This is a genomic window from Streptomyces durhamensis (assembly GCF_000725475.1).
Taxonomy (GTDB): Bacteria; Actinomycetota; Actinomycetes; order Streptomycetales; family Streptomycetaceae; genus Streptomyces; species Streptomyces filipinensis.
This window is the reverse complement of record NZ_JNXR01000027.1, coordinates 1-25,770: the sequence shown is the minus strand read 5'-3', so window position 1 is coordinate 25,770 and position 25,770 is coordinate 1. Positions and strand designations below refer to the sequence as shown.

The 25,770-nt window shown below is 72.2% G+C and carries 27 protein-coding genes; 6 read left to right on the top strand and 21 right to left on the bottom strand.

Annotated features, from left to right (window positions below; translation table 11 throughout):
- Positions 1-9 precede the first annotated feature (9 nt).
- The 3 genes from IO33_RS0132540 to IO33_RS0132530 form a co-directional block, all read right to left on the bottom strand.
- Positions 10-366, bottom strand: a complete 357-nt coding sequence (locus tag IO33_RS0132540) for a YciI family protein (protein ID WP_031171664.1) — start codon at positions 364-366, stop codon at positions 10-12.
- 179 nt (positions 367-545) lie between these two features.
- Positions 546-1,613, bottom strand: a complete 1,068-nt coding sequence (locus IO33_RS0132535) for an LCP family protein (RefSeq protein ID WP_031171662.1) — start codon at positions 1,611-1,613, stop codon at positions 546-548.
- A gap of 197 nt (positions 1,614-1,810) precedes the next feature.
- On the bottom strand, positions 1,811-2,833 hold the full coding sequence (locus IO33_RS0132530) for a LacI family DNA-binding transcriptional regulator (RefSeq protein ID WP_031171659.1): 1,023 nt from the start codon (positions 2,831-2,833) through the stop codon (positions 1,811-1,813).
- A gap of 142 nt (positions 2,834-2,975) precedes the next feature.
- On the opposite strand from IO33_RS0132530, the gene IO33_RS0132525 reads away from it, so the two are divergent.
- Together IO33_RS0132525 and IO33_RS0132520 are read left to right on the top strand one after the other, a co-directional pair.
- Positions 2,976-5,282, top strand: coding sequence for a beta-xylosidase/alpha-l-arabinosidase (locus IO33_RS0132525; RefSeq protein WP_031171657.1), 2,307 nt, complete (start codon positions 2,976-2,978; stop codon positions 5,280-5,282).
- Between the two features lie 152 nt (positions 5,283-5,434).
- On the top strand, positions 5,435-6,304 hold the full coding sequence (locus tag IO33_RS0132520) for a COG4705 family protein (RefSeq protein ID WP_031171656.1): 870 nt from the start codon (positions 5,435-5,437) through the stop codon (positions 6,302-6,304).
- Between the two features lie 217 nt (positions 6,305-6,521).
- Here the strand turns inward: IO33_RS0132520 and IO33_RS0132510 are convergent, their stop codons facing one another.
- From IO33_RS0132510 to tsaB, 4 genes are read right to left on the bottom strand one after another with little or no spacing between them, the layout of a single operon-like run.
- Positions 6,522-6,779 carry a hypothetical protein gene (locus tag IO33_RS0132510; protein WP_031171654.1) on the bottom strand — a complete coding sequence of 86 codons (258 nt, stop codon included), beginning with the start codon at positions 6,777-6,779 and terminating at the stop codon, positions 6,522-6,524.
- Complete coding sequence (tsaD, locus tag IO33_RS0132505; RefSeq protein ID WP_031171652.1) at positions 6,776-7,867, bottom strand: tRNA (adenosine(37)-N6)-threonylcarbamoyltransferase complex transferase subunit TsaD; 1,092 nt, start codon at positions 7,865-7,867, stop codon at positions 6,776-6,778. Before tsaD ends, IO33_RS0132510 begins: the two co-directional genes overlap by 4 nt.
- Positions 7,860-8,366, bottom strand: a complete 507-nt coding sequence (gene rimI / locus IO33_RS0132500) for a ribosomal protein S18-alanine N-acetyltransferase (RefSeq protein ID WP_031171650.1) — start codon at positions 8,364-8,366, stop codon at positions 7,860-7,862. Before rimI ends, tsaD begins: the two co-directional genes overlap by 8 nt.
- Before the next feature lie 17 nt (positions 8,367-8,383).
- Positions 8,384-9,040 (bottom strand): tRNA (adenosine(37)-N6)-threonylcarbamoyltransferase complex dimerization subunit type 1 TsaB, encoded by a 657-nt coding sequence (gene tsaB, locus IO33_RS0132495; protein WP_031171648.1) that lies wholly within the window; start codon positions 9,038-9,040, stop codon positions 8,384-8,386.
- Between the two features lie 114 nt (positions 9,041-9,154).
- On the opposite strand from tsaB, the gene IO33_RS0132490 reads away from it, so the two are divergent.
- Positions 9,155-9,718, top strand: coding sequence for a hypothetical protein (locus IO33_RS0132490; protein WP_031171646.1), 564 nt, complete (start codon positions 9,155-9,157; stop codon positions 9,716-9,718).
- Here the strand turns inward: IO33_RS0132490 and IO33_RS0132485 are convergent.
- From IO33_RS0132485 to IO33_RS0132460, 6 genes are all read right to left on the bottom strand, one after another.
- On the bottom strand, positions 9,715-9,996 hold the full coding sequence (locus IO33_RS0132485) for a hypothetical protein (RefSeq protein WP_078963992.1): 282 nt from the start codon (positions 9,994-9,996) through the stop codon (positions 9,715-9,717). The genes IO33_RS0132490 and IO33_RS0132485 overlap by 4 nt on opposite strands.
- A gap of 126 nt (positions 9,997-10,122) precedes the next feature.
- Positions 10,123-10,635, bottom strand: coding sequence for a tRNA (adenosine(37)-N6)-threonylcarbamoyltransferase complex ATPase subunit type 1 TsaE (tsaE, locus tag IO33_RS0132480; protein ID WP_031171642.1), 513 nt, complete (start codon positions 10,633-10,635; stop codon positions 10,123-10,125).
- Entirely contained in the window at positions 10,601-11,860 is a 1,260-nt protein-coding gene (locus IO33_RS0132475) for an alpha/beta fold hydrolase (RefSeq protein WP_031171640.1), read from the bottom strand. The genes tsaE and IO33_RS0132475 overlap by 35 nt, the downstream gene beginning before the upstream one ends.
- Positions 11,861-11,980: 120 nt before the next feature.
- Positions 11,981-13,147 carry an alanine racemase gene (alr, locus tag IO33_RS0132470; RefSeq protein WP_031171638.1) on the bottom strand — a complete coding sequence of 389 codons (1,167 nt, stop codon included), beginning with the start codon at positions 13,145-13,147 and terminating at the stop codon, positions 11,981-11,983.
- Positions 13,148-13,630: 483 nt separating this feature from the next.
- Positions 13,631-15,067, bottom strand: a complete 1,437-nt coding sequence (locus IO33_RS0132465; protein WP_031171636.1) for a bifunctional ADP-dependent NAD(P)H-hydrate dehydratase/NAD(P)H-hydrate epimerase — start codon at positions 15,065-15,067, stop codon at positions 13,631-13,633.
- Positions 15,068-15,112: 45 nt separating this feature from the next.
- Positions 15,113-15,484, bottom strand: a complete 372-nt coding sequence (locus IO33_RS0132460) for a holo-ACP synthase (protein ID WP_031171634.1) — start codon at positions 15,482-15,484, stop codon at positions 15,113-15,115.
- Between the two features lie 92 nt (positions 15,485-15,576).
- Between IO33_RS0132460 and IO33_RS0132455 the strand changes: the two genes are divergently transcribed.
- Positions 15,577-16,356 (top strand): SDR family NAD(P)-dependent oxidoreductase, encoded by a 780-nt coding sequence (locus tag IO33_RS0132455; protein ID WP_031171633.1) that lies wholly within the window; start codon positions 15,577-15,579, stop codon positions 16,354-16,356.
- Positions 16,357-16,414: 58 nt separating this feature from the next.
- Here the strand turns inward: IO33_RS0132455 and glmS are convergent, their stop codons facing one another.
- Positions 16,415-18,262, bottom strand: coding sequence for a glutamine--fructose-6-phosphate transaminase (isomerizing) (gene glmS, locus IO33_RS0132450; RefSeq protein WP_031171630.1), 1,848 nt, complete (start codon positions 18,260-18,262; stop codon positions 16,415-16,417).
- Positions 18,263-18,425: 163 nt separating this feature from the next.
- Between glmS and coaA the strand changes: the two genes are divergently transcribed.
- Positions 18,426-19,394 (top strand): type I pantothenate kinase, encoded by a 969-nt coding sequence (gene coaA / locus IO33_RS0132445; protein ID WP_031171628.1) that lies wholly within the window; start codon positions 18,426-18,428, stop codon positions 19,392-19,394.
- A 90-nt stretch (positions 19,395-19,484) separates the two neighbouring features.
- On the opposite strand, the gene IO33_RS0132440 is transcribed toward coaA, so the two are convergent.
- From IO33_RS0132440 to rplM, 4 genes are all read right to left on the bottom strand, one after another.
- On the bottom strand, positions 19,485-20,015 hold the full coding sequence (locus IO33_RS0132440) for a hypothetical protein (RefSeq protein ID WP_157857949.1): 531 nt from the start codon (positions 20,013-20,015) through the stop codon (positions 19,485-19,487).
- Positions 20,016-20,126: 111 nt separating this feature from the next.
- On the bottom strand, positions 20,127-21,485 hold the full coding sequence (glmM, locus tag IO33_RS0132435) for a phosphoglucosamine mutase (RefSeq protein ID WP_031171624.1): 1,359 nt from the start codon (positions 21,483-21,485) through the stop codon (positions 20,127-20,129).
- 179 nt (positions 21,486-21,664) lie between these two features.
- Entirely contained in the window at positions 21,665-22,177 is a 513-nt protein-coding gene (rpsI, locus tag IO33_RS0132430; RefSeq protein ID WP_004927169.1) for a 30S ribosomal protein S9, read from the bottom strand.
- Between the two features lie 42 nt (positions 22,178-22,219).
- Complete coding sequence (gene rplM, locus IO33_RS0132425; RefSeq protein WP_030345455.1) at positions 22,220-22,663, bottom strand: 50S ribosomal protein L13; 444 nt, start codon at positions 22,661-22,663, stop codon at positions 22,220-22,222.
- A gap of 298 nt (positions 22,664-22,961) precedes the next feature.
- Here rplM and IO33_RS0132420 point away from each other — a divergent pair, with 298 nt between their 5' ends.
- Positions 22,962-23,837 (top strand): hypothetical protein, encoded by an 876-nt coding sequence (locus IO33_RS0132420; RefSeq protein ID WP_031171618.1) that lies wholly within the window; start codon positions 22,962-22,964, stop codon positions 23,835-23,837.
- 1 nt (position 23,838) lies between these two features.
- On the opposite strand, the gene truA is transcribed toward IO33_RS0132420, so the two are convergent.
- From truA to IO33_RS0132405, 3 genes are all read right to left on the bottom strand, one after another.
- Complete coding sequence (truA, locus tag IO33_RS0132415) at positions 23,839-24,693, bottom strand: tRNA pseudouridine(38-40) synthase TruA (protein ID WP_031171616.1); 855 nt, start codon at positions 24,691-24,693, stop codon at positions 23,839-23,841.
- 75 nt (positions 24,694-24,768) lie between these two features.
- The gene (rplQ, locus tag IO33_RS0132410; protein ID WP_031171613.1) at positions 24,769-25,263 is read right to left on the bottom strand and encodes a 50S ribosomal protein L17; all 495 of its coding nucleotides are present in this window, start codon (positions 25,261-25,263) and stop codon (positions 24,769-24,771) included.
- A gap of 189 nt (positions 25,264-25,452) precedes the next feature.
- The coding region (locus tag IO33_RS0132405) for a DNA-directed RNA polymerase subunit alpha C-terminal domain-containing protein (protein ID WP_030173928.1) at positions 25,453-25,770 on the bottom strand (318 nt) is incomplete at its 5' end.

The following is a 25,770-nucleotide window of genomic DNA, read 5'->3' as shown; positions in this document are numbered from 1 at the left end:
CCAGGCGCGTCAGCCCTCGGCGATCTCACGCACCTCACAGGTCACTGTCCAGAAGTCCTCGTGCACCTGCAGGAACCGCTTGGTCCACTCCAGGGCCTCGGCCTTGTCCTTGCACTGCATGAGGGCGTAGCCGCCGACGGCCTCCTTGGTCTCGGTGAACGGCCCGTCGGTGACGGAGATCCTGCCGCCCTCCCAGCGCACCCGGGTGCCCTGGGCGGACGGGGTGAGCCCGGCGGTGTCGAGCATCACGCCGGCCTTGGTGATCTCCTCGATCAGCTCGCCCATCCGCTGCATCAGCTCCGCGCTGGGGCCCTCGGCGGGGGCGGAGGACTCGTCGATGCGCACGAGCGACAGATAGCGGGGCATGGTGACTCCTTCGGTCGGGGCGGCGGGGTCCGTCCCCGCCGCTCACCCATGCGTCGAACGGGAGGGACCCGGATCGACACGTTCACCGAAGATTTTTTTCCGCGGGCGCCGCGCAGGCACCGGACCACGCCGTCGTCGCCGTCCTCGCCCGTCGCGCGGGGACGGCGGGGTCGTGCCGGTCAGCGCAGGGACGCCCACAGCTCGCTCGCCGCGGGCTCCTTCGCGATCACCCGGTTGGGGTCGGAGGGGGCCGTGACGACCGGCATCATCACCGTCTTCACATGGTCTGCGGTCAGGCCCTTCAGGCTCTGCCCGAGCCGCGTCAGCTCGGGCAGGGAGTCCAGGCCGGTGTCGGTGGTGAGGCCGGCGGTGACCGCGTCGGCGGCCCGGTACAGCCTGGCCGGGTCGGTGAGCAGGTTCGTGGCCGCCAGCCGCGCCGACAGGGCCTTCACCAGCTGCTGTTGCAGCCCTATCCGGCCGAGGTCGCTGCCGTCGCCTATGCCGTGCCGGGTGCGGGCGAGCGCCAGGGCCCGCTTGCCGTCCAGATGGTGGGCGCCGGCCTTGAGGTGCAGATGGCTCATGTCGTCGTCGATGTCCTGTGCGGTGGTGACGTCGACTCCGCCGAGCGCGTCCACCAGCTGCGCGAAGCCGGAGAAGTCGATCTCGATGCAGTGGTCCATGCGGACGTTCGTGATCGACTCGACCGTCTTGACGGCACAGACCGGGCCGCCCACCTCGTACGCGCTGTTGAACATCGCGCCGTAGGCAACCGGCGTCGAACCGCCGGAGGCGAGCGGGCAGGACGGGCGGGTGACGAGGGTGTCGCGCGGGATACTGACGACGGTGGCCCGGGTACGGCCCGCGTCGATGTGGACGACCATCGCCGTGTCGGAGCGGGCGCCGGAGCTGTCGCCGCCGCCGAGTTCCTCGTCGGCCTTGCCGCTGCGTGAGTCCGAGCCCAGGACCAGGATGTTCAGGGAGCCGGTGGGCAGCGGCGCGGCGGCGGCCGAGGCGCTCGGGGACGGGTTGGCCACCGCCCGGGCGGGCCGGTCGTCGCCGAGCGCGCTGTTGATGTCGACGCTCGTGATGTTGTGGTTCAGATGCCAGTACGCCCAGCCCACCGCGGCCGCGCCCAGCACCAGGGTGCCCGTCAGGGTGAGGCCGACGATCTTCAGCGCTCTCGACCGCCGGCCCACCGCTCCGCCCACGTCCCCTTGCTCGCCGTGCTGCTCCTCGTGCTGCCCCATGCGTCGCGTCACGGCAGGAACGTAAGTCCGAATTATTAGGGGACTGTTAGCGGAAGCCGTGAGAATCGGCTTTCTTCGGAAATTCGAGATCCCACGCGAAAGGCCTCCGAAAGTTTCGGTCGACCAACCGATTGACTTCGGAGGAGTGCGGGGGCACGCGCCCCACCCCTCCATACCTCACCTTCCGGCCGCCCGCGTCACCGCGCCGCCGTACTCGCCCGCACCACCAGGCTCGTCGCCAGCTCCACCCGTGTCGCCGCCCGCTCCTCCCGCTCGCGCCCCAGCTCCAGCACCAGCCGGGCCGCCGCCTCGGCCATCTCGGTCAGCGGCTGCCGTACGGTCGTCAGCGGCGGGCCGACCCAGCGGGCCACCGGCAGATCGTCGAAGCCGACGACGCTGACGTCCTCCGGGATGCGCAGGCCCAGTTCGCGCGCGGCCTCGTACAGGCCGAGCGCCTGCAGGTCGTTGCCCGCGAAGACGGCCGTCGGCCGGTCGGGGCGGCGCAGCAGTTCCAGCCCCAGGCGGTAGCCGGAGTCGTGGTGGAAGTCGCCGGCCACGATCAGCGTGGGGTCGACCGGCAGGCCGGCGGTCTCCAGGGCCGCGCGGTAGCCGTCGAGGCGGGCCCGGCTGCACATCATGCGGGAGGGGCCGCTGATCGCGCCGATCCGGGTGTGGCCGAGGTCGACCAGATGGCGGGTGGCGGCGAGGCCGCCCTGCCAGTTGGTGGCCCCGATGGAGGGCACGTCCGGGCCCGGGTCGCCGGCCGGGTCCATCACCACGAACGGGATGGACCGGCTGGTCAGCAGCGCCCGCTGGGACGCGTCGAGACCGGAGAGCACCAGGACGACACCGTGCGGGCGGCGCGCGGCCACCTGGTCGGCCCAGGTCCGGCCCGGGGTGAGCCGGCCGGCCGACTCGGACAGGACGACGCTCAGTCCGGCGTCCCGGGCCACGTTCTCCACACCCCGGATGACCTCCAGCGCCCAGGCGCTCTCCAGCTCGTGGAAGACCAGGTCGATCAGGGGCGAGCGGGAGGCCTCGGCGCGCCGGCGCCGGTAGCCGTGGGTGCGCAGCAGCTCCTCGACCCGGGTGCGGGTGGCGGGGGCGACATCGGCGCGGCCGTTGAGGACCTTCGAAACAGTCGGAGCCGATACGCCGGCCTCACGGGCGATCTCGGCGAGGGTCGCCGTCTGCGTCTCTGCGGGCTTCGAAGGCTTCATGCCCGCGATCGTAACCGCGCCAGGCCTCTTGACGAAGGCCTTCTCGCGCCATAGGTTCCCGGAACATTCGGTGTTCTATTCGAAACATTCGTCCTGGTGGCCGGTACACGCCGTGCGCCACAGCCAGAGTGACGGGAGTTCCATGACCACCGCTTCTTGGCGCGACCCCGCCCTGCCCGCCGACGCCCGCGTGGCGGACCTGCTCTCCCGGATGACCCTGCGGGAGAAGGCCGCCCAGCTGTACGGCGTGTGGGTGGGCGCGGCCACGGACGGCGACGGGGTCGCCCCGCTGCAGCAGGAGATGACCGCCGGCCACGACTGGGACGAGCTGGTCGCCCTCGGCCTCGGCCAGCTGACCCGCTCCTTCGGCACCGCCCCCGTGGAACCGGGGCTCGGCGCGCAGGCCCTGGCCCGGGCGCAGCGCCGGATCGTCGCGGCGGGCCGCTTCGGCATCCCGGCCGTGGCCCATGAGGAGTGCCTGGCCGGGTTCACCGCCTGGCGGGCCACGGCGTACCCGGTGCCGCTCGCCTGGGGCGCGGCCTTCGACCCGGCGCTGGTCGAGGAGATGGGCCGGCGCATCGGCCGGGACCTGCGCGCGGTCGGCGCCCACCAGGGCCTGGCCCCCGTCCTGGACGTGGTGCGCGACCCGCGCTGGGGGCGGGTGGAGGAGACGATCGGCGAGGACCCGTACCTGGTCGGCACCATCGGCACGGCCTATGTGCGCGGCCTGGAGTCGGCGGGGGTGGTCGCCACGCTCAAGCACTTCGCCGGGTACGCGTCCTCGGCCGGCGCCCGGAACCTGGCCCCGGTCCGTGCGGGGGTCCGGGAGTTCGCGGACGTCACGCTGCCGCCGTTCGAGATGGCGCTGCGCGAGGGCGGGGCCCGCTCGGTGATGGCGGCGTACACCGAGACCGATGGCGTGCCCGCCTCGGCCGACCCGCACCTGCTGACCGAGCTGCTGCGCGAGGAGTGGGGGTTCACCGGCACGGTGGTCGCCGACTACTTCGGCATCGGTTTCCTGCGGACGCTGCACCGGGTCGCGGCGGACGAGGCGGAGGCGGCGCGGCTGGCGCTGATCGCGGGCGTCGACGTGGAGCTGCCGACCCTGCAGTGCTACGGCACCCCGCTGGTCACGGCCGTATGCGAGGGGCGTGTCCCCAAGGCCCTGGTGGACCGGGCGGCCCGGCGCGTCCTGCTGCAGAAGTGCGAGCTGGGCCTGCTGGACGCGGACTGGCGGCCGGAGCCGGCGGGGCCGGTCGACCTGGACTCGGCGGAGAACCGCGCCCTGGCCCGCCGTCTGGCGGAGGAGTCGGTGGTGCTGCTGGACAACCCCGGCGGCATGCTGCCGCTGGCCCCTGACGCCCGGATCGCGGTCGTGGGCCCGCGCGCGGCGGACCCGCTCGCGATGCTCGGCTGCTACTCCTTCCCCTCCCACGTCCTCACGCGGCACCCCGATGTCCCGCTCGGCATCGAGATCCCCACCCTTCTGGACTCGCTGCGCGCGCACCTGCCGGACGCCAAGGTCACGTTCGCCGAGGGCTGCGCGGTCTCCGACCCCGACCCGGCCGGTATCGGGGAGGCGGTGTCCCGGGTCGCGGAGGCGGATGTGTGCGTGGCTGTGCTCGGCGACCGGGCGGGCCTGTTCGGCCGGGGCACCTCCGGCGAGGGCTGCGATGTGGCGGACCTGCGGCTGCCGGGGGCGCAGGCGGAGTTGCTGGACGCCCTGGTGGCGACCGGCGTGCCGGTGGTCCTCGTGCTGCTGACCGGCCGGCCGTACGCGCTGGGCCGCTGGCACGGCCGGCTCGGCGCGGTCGTGCAGGCCTTCTTCCCCGGCGAGGAGGGCGGCCCGGCGGTGGCCGGGGTGCTGTCCGGGCGGGTGAACCCCTCCGGGCGGCTTCCGGTGAGCGTGCCGCGGCAGCCCGGCGGTCAGCCCTGGACGTATCTCCAGCCCCCGCTGGGCCTGGCCGGCGAGGTGAGCAGCCTGGACCCGACGCCGCTGTACCCGTTCGGGCACGGCCGCTCGTACACGACGTTCGCCTGGGAGGACGTGCGCGCCCCGGAGGCCGAGGTCCCCACGGACGGTTCCTGCGACCTCGCGCTGACCGTACGCAACACCGGCGAGCGGGCCGGCGCCGAGGTCGTCCAGCTGTATCTGCACGACCCGGTGGCCTCGGTGACCCGGCCGGACGTCCTCCTGATCGGCTATCAGCGGCTGCTGCTGCAGCCGGGCGAGTCCCGCCGGGTCACCTTCCGCTTCCATGCCGACCTGTCCTCCTTCACGGACCGCGCGGGGAAGCGGCGGGTGGAGCCGGGCGCGCTGGAACTGCGGCTGGCCGCGTCCAGCGCGGATGTGCGCCACCGGGTGCGGCTGCGGCTGACGGGGCCGGTCCGGGTGGTGGGGGCCGAGCGGCGGCTTCGGTGCGAGGCGGAGGTGTCCGGAGGGAACTGATTGAACCTCAGGGGGCCGGTGGAACGTATTGAGCCATGGCGGAAGCACAGCGACCTCCCTTCCGCAAGACCTCTGACACGGGCGTTCAGGATGGGTTCAGGTTGCCCCTGACAGGGTCGTTGATCACCTGACACCCCCTCACAGGAGCCCCTTTGACGACCACATCCGTGATGAAGAAGCTGCCCGAGGTCACCCTCGCGTTCTGGGTCATGAAGATCGCGGCGACCACCCTGGGCGAGACGGCGGGCGATCTGTTCGCCCAGACGCTGAAGCTGGGCTACTTCCTCACCACCCTCGTCCTGTTCCTGGTCTTCGTGGTGACGCTGGTGGTGCAGCTGCGCTCGTCCCGCTACAACCCGTTCTTCTACTGGACCGTGATCCTGTCGACCTCCATGGCCGGCACCACGATGTCCGACTTCATGAACCGGGACGCCAGCGCCAAGTACCTCTCCGGCGGCGCGACGAAGCTGGGCTGGGGGCCGCAGGGGTTGGGCCTCGGCTATCCGGAGGGCGCCGCGATCCTGATCTCGATCCTGCTGCTGATCTTCCTCGGCTGGAAGCTGAGCGGGATGACCTTCCAGATCACCGAGATCGTCACCTTCCGGGGCGAGGCCCTGTTCTGGTCGGCGATCCTGGTCTCCAACACCCTCGGCACCTCGATGGGCGACTTCCTCTCCGACAGCTCCGGCCTCGGCTACCTGGGCGGAGCGGCGCTGGTGACCGGCGTACTGCTGGTCCTGGTCGCGCTGATGAAGGTCCCGGCCGTGCCGAACGTCCTGCTGTTCTGGATCGCGTTCGTCCTGACCCGCCCGCTGGGCGCCACGGCCGGCGACTTCCTGACCAAGCCGGTCGCCAAGGGCGGCCTGGACCTGGGTACGGCGGGTTCCTCGGCGGTGCTGCTCGCGGTGCTGTTCGGGCTGATGGCGTACGCGCAGGTCAAGGAGCGGCGGGCGGCGGCTGCCCCGGAGCAGGCGCTCCCGGGGACGGAGCCGGCCCGCGCGGAGGAGGCCGGCCGCCGGTGAGACGCGAAACCCCGCCCCGGGAAGCCGGGGCGGGGTTTCGGATGGAGCGCCGGGCAGGCCTTGCACCTGCATCTCCCCGCAGGAAGCGGGACGTCTTTCCTTGGACCACCAACGCACTGCGTCCGGGGCGGAGTTCCGATGCCGATGTCTCGGCTTCGGCGTTCCGGCCGTTCGCGGTGTGATGATCATAGGACAGTCCGGCCGGGGCTGCCAAACCTCAGCCGTCCGCCACCGACTCGAACCGCCAGCGGTGCACGGCCCGGGTCACCAACCCCGGGGCGGGCTCGGGAAGTTCGGGCAGCTCGGCGTCGTACGGCGCCTCCCACCAGGTGATGACCAGCACCCGGTCCTGCGGCGCCCGGAAGGTCTCGCGCCTGAGCGGTTCTTGTGCCAGGCGCTGTTCCCGCGCCCAGGCGAGGAGGTCCGCCCCCCGGCCCTCGGCCGCCCGCGCCTCCCACATCAGGGCGACGGTCACGAGTACAGGTTCTCCTTGCTGACCTCGTGCACATGGTCGTGGTCGTGGCCCGGCACATGCGGGTCCGTGACCGGCAGGGAGGAGTCGGCCGACAGGTCCCAGCTGGAGGCGGCCCGGTTGCGGGCGACCATCTCGGCACCGAGCGCGGCCACCATCGCGCCGTTGTCCGTGCACAGCTTGGGGCGCGGCACGCGCAGCCGGATGCCGGCCGCCTCGCAGCGCTCCTGGGCCAGCGCACGCAGCCGGGAGTTGGCCGCGACACCGCCGCCGATCATCAGATGGTCGACGCCCTCGTCCTTGCAGGCACGGACGGCCTTGCGGGTCAGCACGTCGACGACGGCCTCCTGGAAGGAGGCGGCCACATCACGGACCGGGACCTCCTCGCCGGCCGCGCGCCTGGCCTCGATCCAGCGGGCCACGGCCGTCTTCAGGCCGGAGAAGGAGAAGTCGTACGCCGGATCACGCGGGCCGGTCAGGCCGCGCGGGAAGGCGATCGCCTCCGGGTCGCCCTCGCGCGCGTACCGGTCGATGACCGGTCCGCCGGGGAAGCCCAGGTTCAGCACGCGGGCGATCTTGTCGAAGGCCTCGCCCGCCGCGTCGTCGATGGTCGAGCCCATGGGCCGCACGTCGGAGGTGATGTCCTCGGACAGCAGCAGCGAGGAGTGGCCGCCGCTCACCAGCAGGGCCATCGTGGGCTCGGGCAGCGGGCCGTGCTCCAGCTGGTCGACGCAGATGTGCGAGGCGAGGTGGTTGACGCCGTACAGGGGCTTGCCGAGGGCGTAGGCGTACGCCTTGGCCGCCGACACGCCGACGAGCAGGGCGCCCGCGAGGCCGGGACCGGCGGTCACCGCGATGCCGTCCAGGTCCCTGGCACTGACCCCGGCCTCCTTCAGGGCGCGGTCGATCGTGGGGACCATGGCCTCCAGGTGCGCGCGGGAGGCCACCTCCGGTACGACACCGCCGAAGCGGGCGTGCTCGTCCACGCTGGAGGCGACGGCGTCCGCCAGCAGGGTGGTGCCGCGGACGATGCCGACGCCGGTCTCGTCACAGGAGGTCTCGATGCCGAGGACGAGCGGTTCGTCAGCCATTGATCTCGGTTCCTTGTTCTGAATCTGAGGAAGCGCCCGCGGCGGATCCGCCGTCGGATGCTGTGGTCAGCCGCATGACCAGGGCGTCCACATTGCCCGGCTGGTAGTAGCCGCGCCGGAAGCCGATGGGTTCGAAGCCGAAGCGCTCGTAGAGCTTCTGGGCGCGGACGTTGTCGACCCGGCACTCCAGCAGCACCTCGTGGCACTCGAACGAGGTCGCCGCGCGCAGCAGTTCGGCCAGCAGCCGGCCGCCGAGGCCGGTGCCCTGGAGGCCGCGGGCGACGGCGATGGTCTGCACGTCGCCCTGGTCGCCGGAGGCGGCGAGCCCGGCGTACCCGGCGATCCGGCCGCTCTCGTCCTCGGCCACGAGATAGCACCGGGTCGCCCCGGCGCCCCGGGAGTGGGCCAGCTCGGACCAGAACATGCCCCGGGACCAGGTGTCCTCGGGGAACAGGTCCTTCTCCAGCTCCAGGACCGGGTCGATGTCCCACCAGCGCATCTCGCGCAGTCGCACGGTCACTTCGGTGTGACCACCTTGTAGTTCTTGGGGACCTGGGCGTCCGGGCGGCGCAGGTACAGCGGACGGGGGGCCGGCAGCTCCTCGCCGGCGGCCAGCTTCCCGGCCGCGAGCGAGGCGAGGGCGGCTGCCGAGACATGCTCGGGCTCGTGGACTCTCGGGAACGTGTCCGGGTAGAGCAGCGCGCCCGCGCCGACCGCCGGAAGACCGGCGACCTGCTCGGCGATGTCGGCGGGCCGGTCCACGGCCGGGTCGGTCAGCCGGGTCCGGGAGTCGGCGTACGTCGCCCAGTAGACCTCCTTGCGCCGGGCGTCGGTCGCCACGACGAAGGGGCCCTTCTCGATGTCGGCTGCGTAGGCGAGGCCGTCCAGCGTGCACACGCCGTGCACCGGGACGCCGAGGGCGAGACCGAAGGTGTCGGCGGTCATCAGACCGACGCGCAGTCCGGTGTAGGGGCCGGGTCCGATGCCGACGACGACGCCGGTGACGGCGTCGAGTCTGAGCCCGGCCTCGGCGAGCACGCGGTCGACGGCCGGGAGCAGCAGCTCCCCGTGCCGGCGCGCGTCCACCTGGCTCGACGAGGCGACGACGTCCGCGCCGTCGTGCAGCGCGACGGTGACGGCGGGGGTTGCGGTATCCAGAGCGAGCAAGAGCACGCAAACAGCCTACGGCGCCCACGGCTCACGCACGGCCGCCCGGGTCGAACGGTCACCGGCTGCTACGGTCTGCATGAAGTACGACATATGCACACGAAGCGGAGGTGAGTGCACGTGGCAGGGACCAGCTCGGGCATCGTGGCCGCCCTCACCGCGGCGGCTCTCGGAGCCGTCGGCTTCCTCGCCTACCAGGCCCACGCGACCGCACCGGCGAGCCTGGGGGTCCGGCCCGCGGCGGGCGCGCCGCCCCTGGCGGCCGCCGGCAAGGCGCCCCGCGACCGCCGCCACCCGACCGCCCTGCCGCGCGGCTCCGGCTTGGGGGAACGCGTCGTGTACTCGCTGGACGACGACCGGGTCTGGCTGGTCGGTGCGACGAACCGGGTGCAGCGCACCTTCCGGGTGAACCCGGGCAACATCGACCCGCCGATCGGCACGTACTGGGTCACGTCCCGCTCCAGCGCGGTCACCGGCAGCGACGGCGTCCCCGTCGAGCACGTCGTGCGGTTCACCAGCATCGACGGGCTGGCGATCGGCTTCAGCGCGGCGGTCGGCAACGGGGAGCCGCAGACGGGGGCCGAGCGGAGCGCGAGGACGGGCGGGATCCGGGAGACGCGGGCGAACGGCGACGCGATGTGGGCCTTCGCGACGATCGGCGTGCGGGTCGTGGTGATCCGCTAGGCGCAGCGCCGCACGGTGGCGTCGGACGCCTGCTGCTTGGGGGCCTGCAGTGCGGGCGCCTGCTGCTTGGGGGCCTGCAGTGCGGGCGCCTGCTGCTTAGGGGCCTGCTGCTTGGGGGCCTGCTGCTTCGCCGTGGTCCCTGGCGCCGTTCCCCGCACCCCCTCGGGGCGCTCCTCAGCGGCCTTGGGCGGGATGGAGACCTCTTTCGCCGCGGCGCACGAGGCCAGGAGGTCACGCATGGACACCCCTGCGACCACTGCGGGACGGGGCTCGGGCATGGACGCCTCCTGATGCGCGGGGGCGGGCGTAGTTAGGCACGCCTAACCACGGGCTGGATACCATGTGACCACGCCCGGGACGTCCTGCGCAATATGTTGCCGACGGCCTGTCGGAATCCTCGTGCCTCAGGCCGTGAGCGTCTCCAGGCCGGCCTCGGCCCAGCGCTCCCCCAGCCCGCTCAGCGTCACGTACCGCACCTCGTCGGTGGTGTCTCCGACGGCGCGGTGGATGACGACCTGCAGGCGGTCCTCGGTCAGCTCCTCGACCTTGCCCTCGCCCCATTCCACGACGATCACCGACTCGGGCAGCGAGACGTCGAGGTCCAGGTCCTCCATCTCGTCCAGGCCGCCGCCGAGCCGGTAGGCGTCGACGTGGACGAGGGGCGGGCCGTCGCCGAGGGAGGGGTGGACCCGGGCGATCACGAAGGTCGGCGAGGTGACCGCGCCGCGCACGCCGAGACCCTCGCCGAGCCCGCGGGTCAGCGTGGTCTTGCCCGCGCCCAGCTCGCCGCTGAGCATCACCAGGTCACCCGCGCGCAGCAGTTTGGCCAGGAGGCGGCCCAGCTCCCGCATCTGCTCGGGCGAGGTGATCGTCAGCCGGGTCTCAGCGGGGTCGTGCGCTGCTGCTGGTGCTTCCATAGCCAGTAACGGTAGCCCCTGCGGGCACCGCACCCGCACGGGTGAGCAGGTCGGCGAGGCGGTCGGTGACCACTTCCGGGTGCTCCAGCATCACCAGGTGCCCGGCGTCCGGGACGAGGACCAGCTCGGCTTCGGGCAGCAGGTCGGCGATGGCCTCGCTGTGCTCGCTGGGCGTGACCAGGTCCCGGACGCCGGCCAGCACGAGCACCGGCATGGTGCGGAAGCAGGCGAGCGCCTCGGTCTTGTCGTGGTCGGTGAACGCCGGGTAGAACTCGGCGACCACGTCGATCGGCGTGGACTCGATCATCCGCTCCGCGAACCGCTCCACGGCCGGGTCGACGTCCCGCCCGGCGAACGAGTACCGCTTGATGATCCCGGCGAACAGGTCGGCGGTCGCCCGGCGCCCCTTCTCCACCAGCTCCGCCTGCTGTCCGAGCGCCTTCAGCACCCCGGGCAGGATCCGGCGCACCGCGTTGACGCCGGCGACGGGCAGCCCGAAGTTGACCTCGCCGAGCCGCCCGGACGACGTGCCCACCAAGGCGGTGGCGACGACCCGGTCCCGGATCAGCTCGGGGAACTGGGCGGCGAGGGCCATCATGGTCATGCCGCCCATCGAGTGGCCGACCAGCACGATCGGCCCCTCCGGTACGGCGGCGTCGAGGACGGCCTTCAGATCGCGGCCGAGCTGGTCGATGGTGACCGGCACGCGGTCCCGCGTCTGGGCCACGCCCCGCCCGGACCGGCCGTGGCTGCGCTGGTCCCAGTGCACGGTCCGCACCACCCCGCGCAGGGCCGCCCGCTGGAAGTGCCAGGAGTCCTGGCTGAGGCAGTAACCGTGGCAGAAGACGACGGTGACCGGCGCGGGCGCCTTGCGGCCGAACAGCCGGCGGCGGCGCGGGGAGACGTTCGGCCCCGGATCGGGCTCGGCCTCGTCGACCTCGTAGTACAGCTCGGTGCCGTCGTCGGCGTACGCCTTGCCGGGGGTGCCGCGCAGGGTGCCGTAGGGACCCGCGGAGTCCAGCGCCAGCCGCGCCTTCCTGCGCATGCCCCGGCCCACCGTCATCCGCTCGACGGCCACGCCGGCCGCCGCGCCCGCGGCGAGCACGCCTATCGCGGCACCGGCGATGCCGGTCGCCCTGCGCCAGCTCCCGGCCGCCCCCGCAGCGGAGGCGGCGGCCGCCGAGGCGACGACGTCCGCCACGGCCTCCGCACTGCTCTCGCTCACGTACCGCTCCTCTTCGCCGTACTGCAGTTCGCCTGGGTGGGTGAAACGGATGAAACCTGTGGTGCTGGTGTGGTGCGGGACTGCTGTTGTTGCCGAGGTGACCGTGCCGCTCGCGGACGGTTACCCCAGTTCTTCCCCGTTCACATAGACGCGAGGAACCCGGGTTCCGATGCGGGTGACGATTTCGTACGCGATCGTGCCGCAGGCCTGCGCCCAGTCCTCGGCGGTGGGCTCACCGCGGTCACCGGGCCCGAACAGCACCGCCTCCGCGCCCACCGCGGGCTCGTCGCCACCCAGGTCCACCACGAACTGGTCCATGGCGACCCGCCCGGCGACGGTCCGCCACTTGCCGTCGACCAGCACCGGACCGGTACCGGAGGCGTGCCGGGGGATGCCGTCCGCGTATCCGACCGGCACGAGGCCGAGGGTGGTCCCGCCGGGCGTGACGTAGTGGTGGCCGTAGCTGACCCCGTGACCGCCCGGAACGTGCTTGACCAGCGCCAGGGAGGCGCTGAGCGTCATGGCGGGCCGCAGGCCGAAGTCGGCGGGGGTGCCCAGTTCCGGGCTCGGCGAGATGCCGTACATGGCGATGCCCGTGCGGACGAGATCGAAGTGGGTCTCGGGCAGCGTGAGCGTGGCGGGCGAGTTGGCGATGTGCCGCACCTCGGGCCGCACGCCCTGCTCCTCGGCGTACGCCAGCATCTCCCGGAAACGGTCCAGTTGGGCGGCGATGGACGGATGCCCGGGCTCGTCGGCGCACGCGAAGTGCGACCACAGCCCGGTCACCCTCACCAGCCCCTCGGCCTCGGCGCGCAGCGCCTCGGTGACGAGTTCGGGCCAGTCGGCCGGCTGGCAGCCGTTGCGGCCGAGACCGGTGTCGGCCTTCAGCTGCACGCGCGCGGTGCGCCCGGTCTCGCGGGCGGCCGCCACGACCTCCCGCAGGGCCCACAGACCGCTCAGGGACACGTCGAGGTCGGCCTCCAGCGCCTGCCGCCAGGGGCCGCCCGGCACCCACAGCCAGCACAGGATCGGGCCCGGCAGCCCGGCCGCGCGCAGCGCGAGGGCCTCCTCGGGCGTGGCCGTGCCGAGCCAGGTCGCGCCCGCCGCCAGGGCCGCGCGGGCACACGGCAGCGCCCCGTGGCCGTAGCCGTCGGACTTGACCACGGCCATCAGGGCCGCGTCCTTCGCCCGGGCACGCAGGGTACGCACATTGGCCCGCAGGGCGCCCAGGTCGATCTCGGCGCGGGCGCGCAGGGGGGCGGTCGGCACAGTCGCAGTCTCACTCATCGCGCCCCCAGTCTCTCAGAGGGCCGTACGGGCCCCGGCGCGCACTGTCAGGTACCCGGCCCTCCGCCCCCTACGTGGACGTAGTCGTACCTGGGCGCACCAGGGCTGACACACCGTCCACGGCAGCATCTGCGGCACCGAGACACCCCGGGATGCGCTTCGTCCGCCGACCAGGCGATCGGCCGAACGTGCGACCCCGCGCGATCGGCGGTGCCGCGCGGGCCGGATCGTCCGGGGGACCTGGACACACCCTGTTCGGCACCGAGCGCGGCTCGCCCGGCAGGGCGGGACGCGGGAGGACTCCCGGCGCCCCGGCGCAGGAGCTCCACGCCCCGGCCGACCCCGTGACGCTGCTGTCCGGTCCGCCGTACGGGGTGCCGACGGCGGTCACCCTCGGGCGCCAACCGGCCGGTCCGGCGGGGCTTTCGGCCGCCGGCGCCGGCGGCCGCCTCCGCGAAGAACGGGTCACCCGCGGCGCACCGCTCACGCGCAGTCCCGGACGTCCCTCCAGGCCCGTGGGATCCACGCGGCCACGTCATGCGCCCCCACCGGCGCCCCCTGCGCCGCGAACCGGCCGGCGAGCCCGTGCAGATACGCCGCCACACTCCCCGCGTCCCGCGCCGGCAGCCCCGCCGCCAGCAGCGACCCGGCGAGCCCCGACAACACGTCACCACTGCCCGCCGTGGCCAGCCACGGCGTCCCCGTCGCGTTCACCCGCACCGCCCCGCCCCCCGAGTCCGCCACCAGCGTGGTCGACCCCTTCAGCAGCACGGTCGCCCGGTACACCGCCGCCAGCTCCCGCACCGCGGCCAGCCGGGCCTCCTCGACCTCCTCCCGCCGCACCCCGAGCAGCGCGGCGGCCTCTCCCGCGTGCGGGGTCATCAGAGTCGGCGCCGTACGCCCGCGCACCGCGTCCCGCTCGGCCAGCCGCAGCCCGTCCGCGTCGACCAGCACCGGCACGTCCGCGTCCAGCACCTCGGCCACGGTCGCCGCGTCGTCACCCGCCCCCGGCCCGACCACCCAGGCCTGCACCCGCCCGGCCCGGGCGGGACCGGCGTCGGACACGAGGGTCTCCGGGAAGCGGGCGATGACCGCCTCCCCCGCCGGACCGACGTACCGTACGGCGCCCGCCCCGCCGCGCAGCGCCCCGGACACGGCGAGCACGGCGGCCCCGGGGTAGCGCGCGGACCCGGCGGCGATCCCCACGACCCCCCGCCGGTACTTGTCGCTCTCGGCCACCGGCACGGGCAGCAGCCGCGCGACCTCGGCATGCTGCAGGGCCTCCAGTGCGGCCTCGCCGGGCAGTTCCAGCCCGATGTCGACGAGCCGTACGATCCCGGCGTACTCCCGCGCCGGATCGATCAGCAGTCCGGGCTTGAAGGTGCCGAAGGTGACGGTGAGGTCGGCCCGGATCGCGGCCCCCCGCACCTGCCCGGTGTCGGCCTCGACCCCGCTGGGCAGGTCCACGGCCACCACGGCGGCCCGGGCCCGCTCCACCGTCCCTGCGAGCTTCTCGGCTTCGGGCCGCAACCCGCCCTTGCCGCCGATCCCCACGATCCCGTCGACGACGAGGTCGGCCCGCTCGATCAGCGCGTCGACGGCGTCGGACGCGGCGACGGATCCCCCGGCCCGGCGCAGAGCGGTGAGCCCCGCGGCGTGCGCCCGTTCGGGCGCGAGGAGTACGGCCGTGACGCCGGCTCCCCGCCGGGCCAGCCGCGCCCCGGCGTACAGCGCGTCCCCGCCGTTGTCCCCGCTGCCGACGAGCAGCACCACCCGGCTGCCGTACACCCGTCCGAGCAACTCGGCGCAGGCGGCGGCCAGGCCCGCGGCGGCCCGCTGCATCAGGGCACCCTCCGGCAGCCGCGCCATCAGTGCGCGTTCGGCCGCCCTTACCGTCTCCACGCTGTACGCAGTACGCATGGCACCGAGTCTGCCCCGCGACCGCGGTCGTCCACACCCGGGCGCTCAGCCCTCCGCGACCACCACGGCCGAGGCGACGCCGGCATCATGGCTGAGCGACACATGCCAGGACCGCACGCCCAGTTCCGCGGCCCGGGCCGCCACGGTCCCCGTCACCCGCAGCCGCGGCTGCCCGGTGTCCTCGACGTACACCTCGGCGTCGGTCCAGTGCAGTCCGGGCGGCGCCCCGAGCGCCTTCGCCAGCGCCTCCTTGGCGGCGAACCGCACCGCGAGCGAGGCGATCCCGCGCCGCTCGCCGCTGGGCAGCAGCAGCTCCCGTTCCACGAACAGCCGGTCGGCCAGGCCCGGCGTCCGGTCCAGCGAGGCACGGAACCGGTCGATCTCGGCGACGTCGATCCCCACTCCGATGATGCTCATGCCGGGCAGCCTACGATCGTCGGCCCGGTGGCACCCGCCCGCCTGCCGAAATCCCCCTGCCGTGCCGCGCGCACGCCGTCTACGCTGCGCCCATGACGTCCCAGTCCTACCTCTCCGACCTATTCTCCCTGGACGGCCGTGTCGCCGTGGTGACCGGAGGCAGTTCCGGCATCGGCCGGGCCGTCGCCCGGGCGCTGGCGCGGGCCGGGGCGAGCGTGGTGGTCGTGGCGCGCGGCAAGGAGCAGCTGGCGGACACGGTCGGCGAGTTGACCGCCGAGGGTGGCCGGGCCGGCTGGGTCGCGGCCGACCTGAGCACCCGTCACGGTGTGCGTGCGGCGGCCGAGGAGGCGGCCGGTGTCTTCGGCGAACCCGACATCCTCGTCAACTCCGCCGGGATCAACCTGCGGCCGCCGATGGGCGAACTGGGCGAGGACGTGTGGGACGCCACCATGGCCGTCAACCTGGAGGCGCCGTTCCTGCTGGGGCAGCGGTTCGGTCCGGGCATGGCGGAGCGGGGCTTCGGCAGGATCATCCACATCACCTCCCAGCAGGCCCATCGCGCCTTCGTGCAGAGCGGGGCGTACGGCGTCTCGAAGGGCGCGCTGGAGTCGCTGGCCCGCTCGCAGGCGGAGGCCTGGTCGCGGTACGGCGTCACCGCCAACACCCTGGTGCCGGGCTTCGTGATGACACAGCTGAACCAGCGGCTGTCGTCCGACCCGGAGAAGGTGGCGGCGCTGGCCGAGCGCACCCTGACCGGCCGCAACGGCCTCGCCGAGGACTTCGAAGGCGCGGCCGTCTTCCTCGCGAGCCGCGCCTCCGCCTATGTCACCGGCCAGTCGGTCTTCGTGGACGGCGGCTTCTCGGTCCACTGACCCGCGCCCGGAAGGGGCGCGGGACCGTGCCGACATGCGGCTTTGCCGCGGGGGCGGCCTATTCCACCGTCACCGACTTCGCCAGGTTCCGCGGCTGGTCCACCTCGTTCCCCCGGGCGGTGGCCAGCTCGCAGGCGAAGACCTGCAGCGGCACGGTCGCCACCAGCGGCTGCAGCAGGGTCGGGGTGGCCGGGACGCGGATCAGGTGGTCGGCGTAGGGGACCACCGCCTCGTCGCCCTCCTCCGCGATCACGATCGTGCGCGCCCCGCGGGCCCGGATCTCCTGGATGTTGGAGACGATCTTGTCGTGCAGGACCGAGCGGCCACGCGGGGAGGGCACCACGACCACCACCGGCACGTCCTCCTCGATCAGCGCGATCGGGCCGTGCTTCAGCTCGCCCGCCGCGAAGCCCTCGGCGTGCATGTAGGCGAGTTCCTTGAGCTTGAGGGCGCCTTCCAGGGCGACCGGGTAGCCCACGTGCCGGCCCAGGAACAGGACCGTGTTCTTCGACGCCAGCGTCCGCGCGAGCGCCCGTACCGGCTCCATGGTCTCCAGGACCCGCTCGACGTCCTCCGCGATCCGGGACAAGTCCTTGATCACCGCCTGGATCTCGTCGCCCCACTTGGTGCCGCGCACCTGGCCCAGGTACAGGGCGACCAGGTAGCAGGCCACCAGCTGGGTCAGGAACGCCTTCGTGGAGGCGACGGCGACCTCCGGACCGGCGTGCGTGTACAGCACCGCGTCCGACTCACGCGGGATCGTCGAGCCGTTGGTGTTGCAGATCGCCAGCACCTTGGAACCCTGCTCGCGGGCGTGACGCAGCGCCATCAGGGTGTCCATGGTCTCGCCGGACTGGGAGATGGCGATGACCAGGGAACGGCCGTCCAGGATCGGGTCCCGGTAGCGGAACTCGCTGGCCAGCTCCACCTCGCAGGGGATCCGCGTCCAGTGCTCGATGGCATACTTGGCGATCAGGCCGGCGTGGAAGGCCGTACCGCACGCGACGATGACGACCTTGTCGACCTCGCGCAGCTCGGAGGGGGTGATCCGGAGCTCGTCCAGCGTCAGCGAGCCGGACGGGTCGATCCGGCCGAGCAGCGTGTCGGCGACCGCCTTGGGCTGCTCGGCGATCTCCTTGAGCATGAAGTAGTCGTAGCCGCCCTTCTCGGCGGCGGAGGCGTCCCAGTCCACGTGGTACGAGCGGACCTCGGCCGGCTGGCCGTCGAAGCCCGTCACGGTGACGCCGTCGCGGCGCAGCTCCACGACCTGGTCCTGGCCGAGTTCGACCGCGGAGCGCGTGTGGGCGATGAACGCGGCGACGTCGGAGGCCAGGAACGCCTCGCCCTCGCCGACGCCCACCACCAGCGGGGAGTTGCGCCGCGCGCCCACGACCACGTCCGGCTCGTCGGCGTGCACCGCGACGAGCGTGAACGCGCCCTCCAGGCGCCGGCACACCAACCGCATGGCCTCCGCGAGGTCGGCGGTCACCGAGAACTCCTCGGCGATGAGGTGCGCGACGACCTCGGTGTCCGTCTCGGAGGCCAGTTCATGGCCCCGCTCGGCGAGTTCGGCCCGCAGCACCGCGAAGTTCTCGATGATCCCGTTGTGGACGACGGCGACCCGGCCCGCGTTGTCGAGGTGCGGGTGGGCGTTGGCGTCCGTGGGGCCGCCGTGCGTGGCCCAGCGGGTGTGGCCGATGCCCGTCGGTCCCGTCGGCAGCGGCCGTTCGACCAGCTCCTTCTCCAGGTTGACCAGCTTCCCGGCCTTCTTCGCGGCGGCCAGCCCGCCGTCCGCCAGCACGGCGACGCCCGCCGAGTCGTACCCCCGGTACTCCAGCCGCTTCAGTCCGGCCATCACGACATCGAGCGCCGACTGCGCCCCTACGTATCCCACGATTCCGCACATGAGCCGCAGCCTACGACCCGCGGCGCGTCCAAAACTGCCTCCGCCTGCCCGAAATCGGAAATTCCCACCGTCGTACGAAGACCTCAGCGGGGCGTGACGGACCCCACCCGCCGTGCTGTTCAAACTCCGTTAACAATGGACTGTGATCTCACCGGTCTCCCCGATGCCCCGGAGCGCCCACCGGCACAGGCCGGAGGCGACTCCCTACGTCGACCTCACCCGCGCCGAGTGGAGCGCGCTGCGCGACAAGACGCCGCTGCCGCTGACCGCCGAGGAGGTGGAGAAGCTGCGCGGCCTGGGCGATGTGATCGACCTGGACGAGGTGCGGGACATCTACCTCCCGCTCTCCCGGCTCCTCAATCTGTATGTGGGTGCCACCGACGGGCTCAGAGGCGCGCTGAACACCTTCCTCGGCGAGCAGGGCTCCCAGTCCGGCACCCCGTTCGTCATAGGCGTCGCCGGCTCGGTCGCCGTCGGGAAGTCGACCGTCGCCCGCCTCCTGCAGGCCCTGCTCTCCCGCTGGCCCGAACACCCGCGCGTCGAGCTGGTCACCACCGACGGCTTCCTGCTGCCCACCAAGGAGCTGGAGGCCCGCGGCATGATGTCGCGGAAGGGCTTCCCCGAGTCCTACGACCGGCGGGCCCTCACCCGGTTCGTCGCCGACATCAAGGCCGGCAAAGCCGAGGTCACCGCCCCCGTCTACTCGCACCTCATCTACGACATCGTCCCGGACCGGCGGCTCACCGTCCGCCGGCCCGACATCCTGATCGTCGAGGGCCTGAACGTCCTGCAGCCCGCCCTGCCCGGCAAGGACGGCCGCACGCGGGTCGGTCTCGCCGACTACTTCGACTTCAGCGTGTACGTCGACGCGAGCGGCGAGGACATCGAGCGCTGGTACCTCAACCGCTTCAAGAAGCTGCGCCAGACCGCCTTCCAGAACCCGAACTCGTACTTCCGCAAGTACACCCAGGTTTCCGAGGAGGAGGCCCTCGACTACGCCCGCACCCTGTGGCGCACGATCAACAAGCCCAACCTGGTGGAGAACATCGCCCCCACCCGCGGCCGGGCCGCCCTCATCCTGCGCAAGGGACCCGACCACAAGGTGCAGCGCCTGAGGCTGCGCAAGCTGTAGGCCCGCCTCGGCGGGCCGGGACGTGACGCTGCCGGCCCACAAGCGGCTGCGGGCCAGTCAGCGCGAGCGTACGGCGAAGGCCGGCGGCTTCTAGAAGCGTCTCTCGCAGTTGGTGACGATGTCGCCGGGGTCGGCGAACACCGTGTCGGCGCCGCCGGGCGGCTGCGCACCGCAGTTCACGGTGTCCCCACCGGCGTTGTCCGAGACGCCGATCAGGTCGTTGCCGCCGTTGGTGGTGACGGCGTCGGTGCCCGTACCGGCGTCGACGGTGGTGTTGACCGGGACCGTCGAACCGTCGAAGGTGTCGTCTCCGTCACCCAGCGCGACGGTGAGCCGGGTGCCGGGGCTGACGGGCCCGCAGTCGGCACTGGTGGCGGACACCCGGGTGCAACCCGGGCCGATCGCCACACCCGTGCTGTCGGTGAGGATCAGATGGGTGCCGGAGAGGGTGGCCGTGACGTGGTTCGCCACGCCGGCGCGTGCCTGGAGCCCGACGAGACCGCCGAAGATGCGGAACACCGTGGAGCCCGGTGTCTGGGCGGCGGCCGGGGTGGCGGCCGCGGTGACGAGAAGACCCGCCACCACGGCCGGGCCGACCGCTCGCTTGAGGGTGCTGCTCACGATCTTCATGATGTGTTTCTCTTTCGTCGCGGAGGGAGGCCGCTCTCGGCGGCCTCGACGTCAGAGAAACAGTCGGTGACGGATCGTGCACTTTTTGCTACGCCTTGGGGATCAACCCAGGGCGGACTTCACCGCGTCGGCGAGCCGCCCGGCCACCGACCGCGCCTGCTCGATGTCCGCCGCCTCGACCATCACCCGCACCAACGGCTCGGTGCCCGAGGGGCGCAGCAACACCCGCCCGGTCTCGCCGAGTTCACGCTCGGCCTCGGCCACGGCGGCGGCGAGGTCCGCGGACGTCCGCACCCGCGACTTGTCCACGTCCGGCACATTGATCAGCACCTGCGGCAGCCGCTCCATCACGGCGGCCAGCTCCCGCAGGCTCCGCCCGGTCTCGGCGACCCGCGCCGCCAGCAGCAGGCCCGTCAGCGTGCCGTCACCGGTCGTCGCGTGATCGAGGATGATCACGTGCCCGGACTGCTCGCCCCCGAGGGCGTAGCCGTGCTGCTTCATCTCCTCCAGCACGTACCGGTCACCGACGGCGGTCTGCACGAGCCGGATCCCGGCCTTCTCCATGGCGAGCTTGAAGCCCAGGTTGGACATGACCGTCGCGACCACCGTGTCGGCCCGCAGCGTGGAGTGCTCCCGCATCGCCAGCGCCAGCACGGACAGGATCTGGTCGCCGTCGACCTCCTCACCGGTGTGGTCCACGGCCAGGCACCGGTCGGCGTCACCGTCGTGCGCGATGCCGAAGTCCGCGCGGTGCTCGATGACCGCGGCCTTCAGCTGGCCCAGGTGGGTGGAGCCGCAGCCGTCGTTGATGTTGAGCCCGTCCGGCTCCGCGCCGATCGTGACGATCTCGGCGCCCGCCCGGGAGAACGCCTCCGGCGAGACCCCCGAGGCCGCGCCGTGCGCTTCGTCCAGGACGATCTTCAGCCCGTCGAGCCGGTTGGGCAGCACCGACAGCAGATGGCCGACGTACTGCTCGAAACCCTCGCCGTACGAACGCACGCGGCCCACGCCCGCGCCGGTCGGCCGCTGCCACGGCTCGCCGTGCCGGTGGGACTCGTACACCGCCTCGATCCGGTCCTCCAGCTCGTCGGCGAGTTTGTGGCCGCCGCGGGCGAAGAACTTGATGCCGTTGTCCGGCATGGCGTTGTGGCTGGCGGAGAGCATCACACCGAGGTCGGCGCCGAGCGCGCCGGTCAGATGCGCCACCGCGGGAGTCGGCAGCACACCGACGCGCAGGACGTCCACGCCGGCGCTGGCCAGGCCCGCGACCACGGCCGCCTCCAGGAACTCCCCGGACGCCCGCGGGTCGCGGCCGACCACCGCCGTCGGCCGGTGGCCCGCGAAGGTGCCCGCCTCGGCCAGCACGTGCGCCGCCGCTACGGACAGGCCGAGCGCCATCTCGGCGGTCAGGTCCGCGTTGGCGACACCGCGCACGCCGTCCGTGCCGAAGAGTCGTCCCACTTGTCCTCCTGAGGAAGCGTCCTTGCTGCCACGAATGGTGGCAGACGCCGGGTCATCCGATCACACCAGCCTTAGAACGTCTTGTGTCGTTATACGCCCTTGGCCGGGATAAACGAACGCCCCGACGGCACATGTGGCGTGCCGCCGGGGCGTTCGGAGTACGAGCAGGCAGCTGCTGTTTAGCGCTTGCTGTACTGCGGAGCCTTGCGGGCCTTCTTGAGACCGGCCTTCTTGCGCTCGACCGCACGGTCGTCGCGCTTGAGGAAGCCGGCCTTCTTCAGCGGGCCGCGGTTGTTGTCGACGTCGGCCTCGTTCAGCGCACGGGCGACACCGAGACGGAGCGCACCGGCCTGACCGGAGACACCGCCACCCGCGATGCGGGCGATGACGTCGTAACGGCCTTCGAGCTCGAGCACCTTGAAGGGCTCGTTGACTTCCTGCTGGTGCACCTTGTTCGGGAAGTAGTCCTCAAGGGTGCGACCGTTGATCTTCCACTTGCCGGTGCCCGGGACGATCCGGACGCGGGCGATGGCGTTCTTGCGACGGCCCAGGCCGGCGGCCGGCTGCGGCTCGCCGAAGCGGGAGGCCATGGACTCCGAGGTGTACTCGCCCTCGACGGGGACCTCGGACTCGGTGGTGTAGCTGTCGATGTCAAGCTCTTCGAGCGGCTGCTCGGCAGTGGTCTCGGCCACGATTCTCCTCAGATTCTCTTCAGTCTTAGGGGGTGGCCGGACTTACTGCGCGACCTGGGTGATCTCGAACGGCACCGGCTGCTGAGCAGCGTGCGGGTGCTGGTCACCCTTGTAGACCTTCAGCTTCGAGAGCATCTGACGGCCCAGCGTGTTCTTGGGGAGCATGCCCTTGACGGCCTTCTCGATGGCCTTCTCGGGGTTCTTGTCGAGCAGCTCGTCGTAGCGGACGGAGCGCAGACCACCCGGGTAGCCGGAGTGGCGGTACGCCATCTTCTGGGTCCGCTTGTTGCCGGACAGGTGCACCTTGTCGGCGTTGATGATGATGACGAAGTCACCAGCGTCGACGTGCGGCGCGTAGATCGGCTTGTGCTTACCCCTGAGAAGGGTCGCTGCGGTGGTGGCGAGACGGCCCAGGACAACGTCCTGAGCGTCGATGACGTGCCACTGGCGCGTCACATCGCCGGGCTTGGGGCTGTACGTACGCACGGTTCGTAGCCTTCGCTTCGAGTGAATGGTCCTGAACAGGTCACCGAAACGATCACGACAGCCTCGACCGCACCACGGTGACGCAAACCGCGTGCTGATCGCTGGTCATCGGCCCGGTGGACCGGTGTAAGGGCCCGTCCCGTGAGAATGAGCAAGCCAATACACAACGAAGAAGCAGGTTACCTGCAGGGCCCCGGACGGGTCAAAACGAGGGCCTTCCCCCTCATGTCGGCGGACAAACGAGGCATGCCGCCGCTCCCGGCCCGGCACCTTGCGCACCCCGTCTAAGATGCGCCCCATGAGTTACGGGCAGGGGGGACCCCAGTCTCAGTGGGATCCCTGGAAACCTAATTCCCAGCAGCCCTGGAGCAGCGGGGGTGACGACGGGACCCCGGACTGGGCGGCACTCGCCCAGGCCTCGGAGACCCGCAACAAGCGCCGCAAACTGCTGTTCATAGGCGGCGGGGCGCTCGCCACGGTCGCGATAGGCACGGCGGTCGCCATGGCCGTCGTCTCCGCGAACAGCGGCAACGACGCCCACGGCACCCCCACCAATCTGCCCGCCAGCGCCTCCGTGCCGAGCGGCTCGGCCACGCCGTCCTTCGCCCCCACCAGCGCCCCGCCGCCGCTGGACCCGAAGGACTTCATCGCCAGCGCCAAGAAGGACACCGCCCCGCTCAGCGCCGACACCCTCTTCCCCGGCACCCAGCTGACCATGAGCGGCACGGTGTACAAGAAGGGCGCCACGGCGGACACCACCAAGTGCGCCTCCGCCGCCGGCGGCAACCTGCCGAAGATCCTCACCGCCAACGGCTGCACCCGCCTGATCCGCGTGACCTACAGCAAGGGCGGTGTCGCGGGCACCGTCGGCGTCGCCGTCTTCGACGACCAGGCACAGGCCGCGAAGGTCAAGGCCCAGGCCGCCAAGAAGGCCATGGTGCGCTCGCTGCCCGGCAAGGGCGTGAAGAACTTCTGCGACGCCGCGGTCTGCCTCACGACGACGAACTCCGTCGGCCGCTACGCCTACTTCACGACCGTCGGCTTCCTCGACGGCAAGAACGTCACCAACAAGGACACCAAGGTCTTCTCGGCCGGCAACGACCTGCAGCAGTTCATCTTCAACCAGATCTACCGCCGCGGGCAGGCGCAGGCCTCCGCGGCGGCGAACCGGTAGGTCAGCAGCACCCCGCCGACGGCAGCGAGCGCTTGTTCCGCGCCTCCTTGCTGCGCGCGGCCAGCAGCTCGTCGGCGGGGTAGCCGACCTCCTCCAGGGTCAGCCCGTGCGGTCGTACGACATGCACGGCGGAGTCCCGCACCCCGGCGGCCAGCACCTTCCCGGGCCACTCCGGCCCGCGGTGCCCGTCCCCGACGAACAGCAGCGCGCCGATCAGCGAACGCACCATGTTGTGGCAGAACGCGTCCGCGCGGACGGTGGCCGTGATGATCCCGTCCGACCCGCGCACCAGGCTCAGCTCCTGGAGGGTGCGGATCGTCGTCGCCCCCTCCCTCTTCTTGCAGTACGCGGCGAAGTCGTGCTCGCCGAGCAGGGCCCGCGCGGCCTCGTTCATGGCGTCCACGTCCAGGGGCCAGTCGTGCCACAGGACGTGGTTGCGCAGGATGGGGTCGACACCGCCGGGGTTGTCGGTGACCCGGTAGGCGTACCGACGCCAGACGGCGGAGAAACGGGCGTTGAAGCCGCTCGGCGCCGGCCTCAGCGCCCACACCCGCACGTCCTTCGGCAACCGCCCGGCGAGGCGCTTGAGCAGCTTCTGGTTGTGCTCCCGCCAGACCCCTTCGGGCAGGTCCACGTGCGCGACCTGGCCGCGCGCGTGCACTCCGGCGTCGGTTCGCCCGGCGACGGTCAGCTCGTACGTCTCGCGGGACCGCGTCACCGTGCGCAGGGCGTCCTCGATCTCGCCCTGCACGGTCCGCCGGCCGCCCGCCTGCTTGGCCCAGCCATGGAAGTCGGTGCCGTCGTAGGAGACGTCGAGGCGGACACGGACGTACCCGGGCTGTACTTCATCGCTCACACGGAGATCCTCTCAGGTACGGAAAAGCGGGCCCGCCCCGAAGGGCGGACCCGCTTTCCAGCGTCAGGCAGAGCCTCAGGCGTCCTTCGACTCCTCGGCAGCGGCCTCCTCGGCCGGAGCCTCGGTGGTCTCGGCAGCCTTGGCCTCGTCGGCTTCCTTGACCGCACGCTTGGTGGCGGCCTCGGCCTCACCGGTGGCCTGCTGCGCGACCGTCAGCGCCTCGACCAGCTCGATGACAGCCATGGGCGCGTTGTCGCCACGACGGTTACCGATCTTGGTGATGCGGGTGTAGCCACCCGGACGGTTCTCGTAACGCGGGCCGATCTCGGTGAAGAGCGTGTGGACGACGCCCTTGTCCGTGATGACCTGGAGCACCTGGCGGCGGTTGTGAAGGTCACCCTTCTTCGCCTTGGTGATCAGACGCTCGGCGTACGGGCGCAGGCGACGGGCCTTCGCCTCGGTGGTGGTGATACGGCCGTGCTCGAAGAGGCTCTTCGCGAGGTTCGCGAGGAGCAGCTTCTCGTGCGCGGCGCTGCCGCCCAGACGGGCACCCTTGGTGGGCTTCGGCATGTTCTTCTCCTGTGTGTCTGCCCTGGCCGTGTCAGGTACCAGGGTCAGTATCCGAGCAGACGGTTGTCTGTCGGAGATCCGGGCGCTCCTTCGAGCACCGGAAGACCCGCGCCCCCGAAGGGGCGCGGGGAACTGCGCGACCAGCCGAAGCCGGCCCGCAGCCGCGGTTCAGCCCTCCTCGCGGAGCGCTCAGTACTGCTCGGTCTCGACGAACCCGGCGTCCGCGTCGTCGTCCGCGCCGAAGGCATCCGCGGCAGCGGTCGGGTCGAATCCGGGCGGGCTGTCCTTCAGGGCCAGGCCCATGCCGGCCAGCTTCGCCTTGACCTCGTCGATGGACTTCGCACCGAAGTTGCGGATGTCCAGGAGGTCGGCCTCGGAGCGGGCGACGAGCTCACCCACGGAGTGGATGCCCTCACGCTTGAGGCAGTTGTACGACCGAACGGTGAGCTCCAGCTCCTCGATCGGCAGCGCCAGGTCGGCGGCCAGGGCGGCGTCCGTGGGGGACGG

Excerpts from the sequence above, each read along its gene's own strand:
- tsaE (WP_031171642.1), bottom strand. The coding sequence starts at position 10,635 with ATGGAAGCACCAGCAGCAGCGCACGACCCCGCTGAGACCCGGCTGACG.
- IO33_RS0132530 (WP_031171659.1), bottom strand. The coding sequence starts at position 2,833 with ATGAAGCCTTCGAAGCCCGCAGAGACGCAGACGGCGACCCTCGCCGAG.
- IO33_RS0132420 (WP_031171618.1), top strand. The coding sequence starts at position 22,962 with ATGAGTTACGGGCAGGGGGGACCCCAGTCTCAGTGGGATCCCTGGAAA.
- IO33_RS0132535 (WP_031171662.1), bottom strand. The coding sequence starts at position 1,613 with ATGGGGCAGCACGAGGAGCAGCACGGCGAGCAAGGGGACGTGGGCGGA.
- glmS (WP_031171630.1), bottom strand. The coding sequence starts at position 18,262 with ATGTGCGGAATCGTGGGATACGTAGGGGCGCAGTCGGCGCTCGATGTC.
- rimI (WP_031171650.1), bottom strand. The coding sequence starts at position 8,366 with ATGCGCTGGTGGGACATCGACCCGGTCCTGGAGCTGGAGAAGGACCTG.
- IO33_RS0132460 (WP_031171634.1), bottom strand. The coding sequence starts at position 15,484 with ATGAGCATCATCGGAGTGGGGATCGACGTCGCCGAGATCGACCGGTTC.
- rplQ (WP_031171613.1), bottom strand. The coding sequence starts at position 25,263 with ATGCCGAAGCCCACCAAGGGTGCCCGTCTGGGCGGCAGCGCCGCGCAC.
- IO33_RS0132540 (WP_031171664.1), bottom strand. The coding sequence starts at position 366 with ATGCCCCGCTATCTGTCGCTCGTGCGCATCGACGAGTCCTCCGCCCCC.
- IO33_RS0132525 (WP_031171657.1), top strand. The coding sequence starts at position 2,976 with ATGACCACCGCTTCTTGGCGCGACCCCGCCCTGCCCGCCGACGCCCGC.
- IO33_RS0132465 (WP_031171636.1), bottom strand. The coding sequence starts at position 15,067 with ATGCGTACTGCGTACAGCGTGGAGACGGTAAGGGCGGCCGAACGCGCA.
- alr (WP_031171638.1), bottom strand. The coding sequence starts at position 13,147 with ATGAGTGAGACTGCGACTGTGCCGACCGCCCCCCTGCGCGCCCGCGCC.
- IO33_RS0132455 (WP_031171633.1), top strand. The coding sequence starts at position 15,577 with ATGACGTCCCAGTCCTACCTCTCCGACCTATTCTCCCTGGACGGCCGT.
- coaA (WP_031171628.1), top strand. The coding sequence starts at position 18,426 with ATGCCCCGGAGCGCCCACCGGCACAGGCCGGAGGCGACTCCCTACGTC.
- IO33_RS0132485 (WP_078963992.1), bottom strand. The coding sequence starts at position 9,996 with ATGCCCGAGCCCCGTCCCGCAGTGGTCGCAGGGGTGTCCATGCGTGAC.
- tsaD (WP_031171652.1), bottom strand. The coding sequence starts at position 7,867 with ATGGCTGACGAACCGCTCGTCCTCGGCATCGAGACCTCCTGTGACGAG.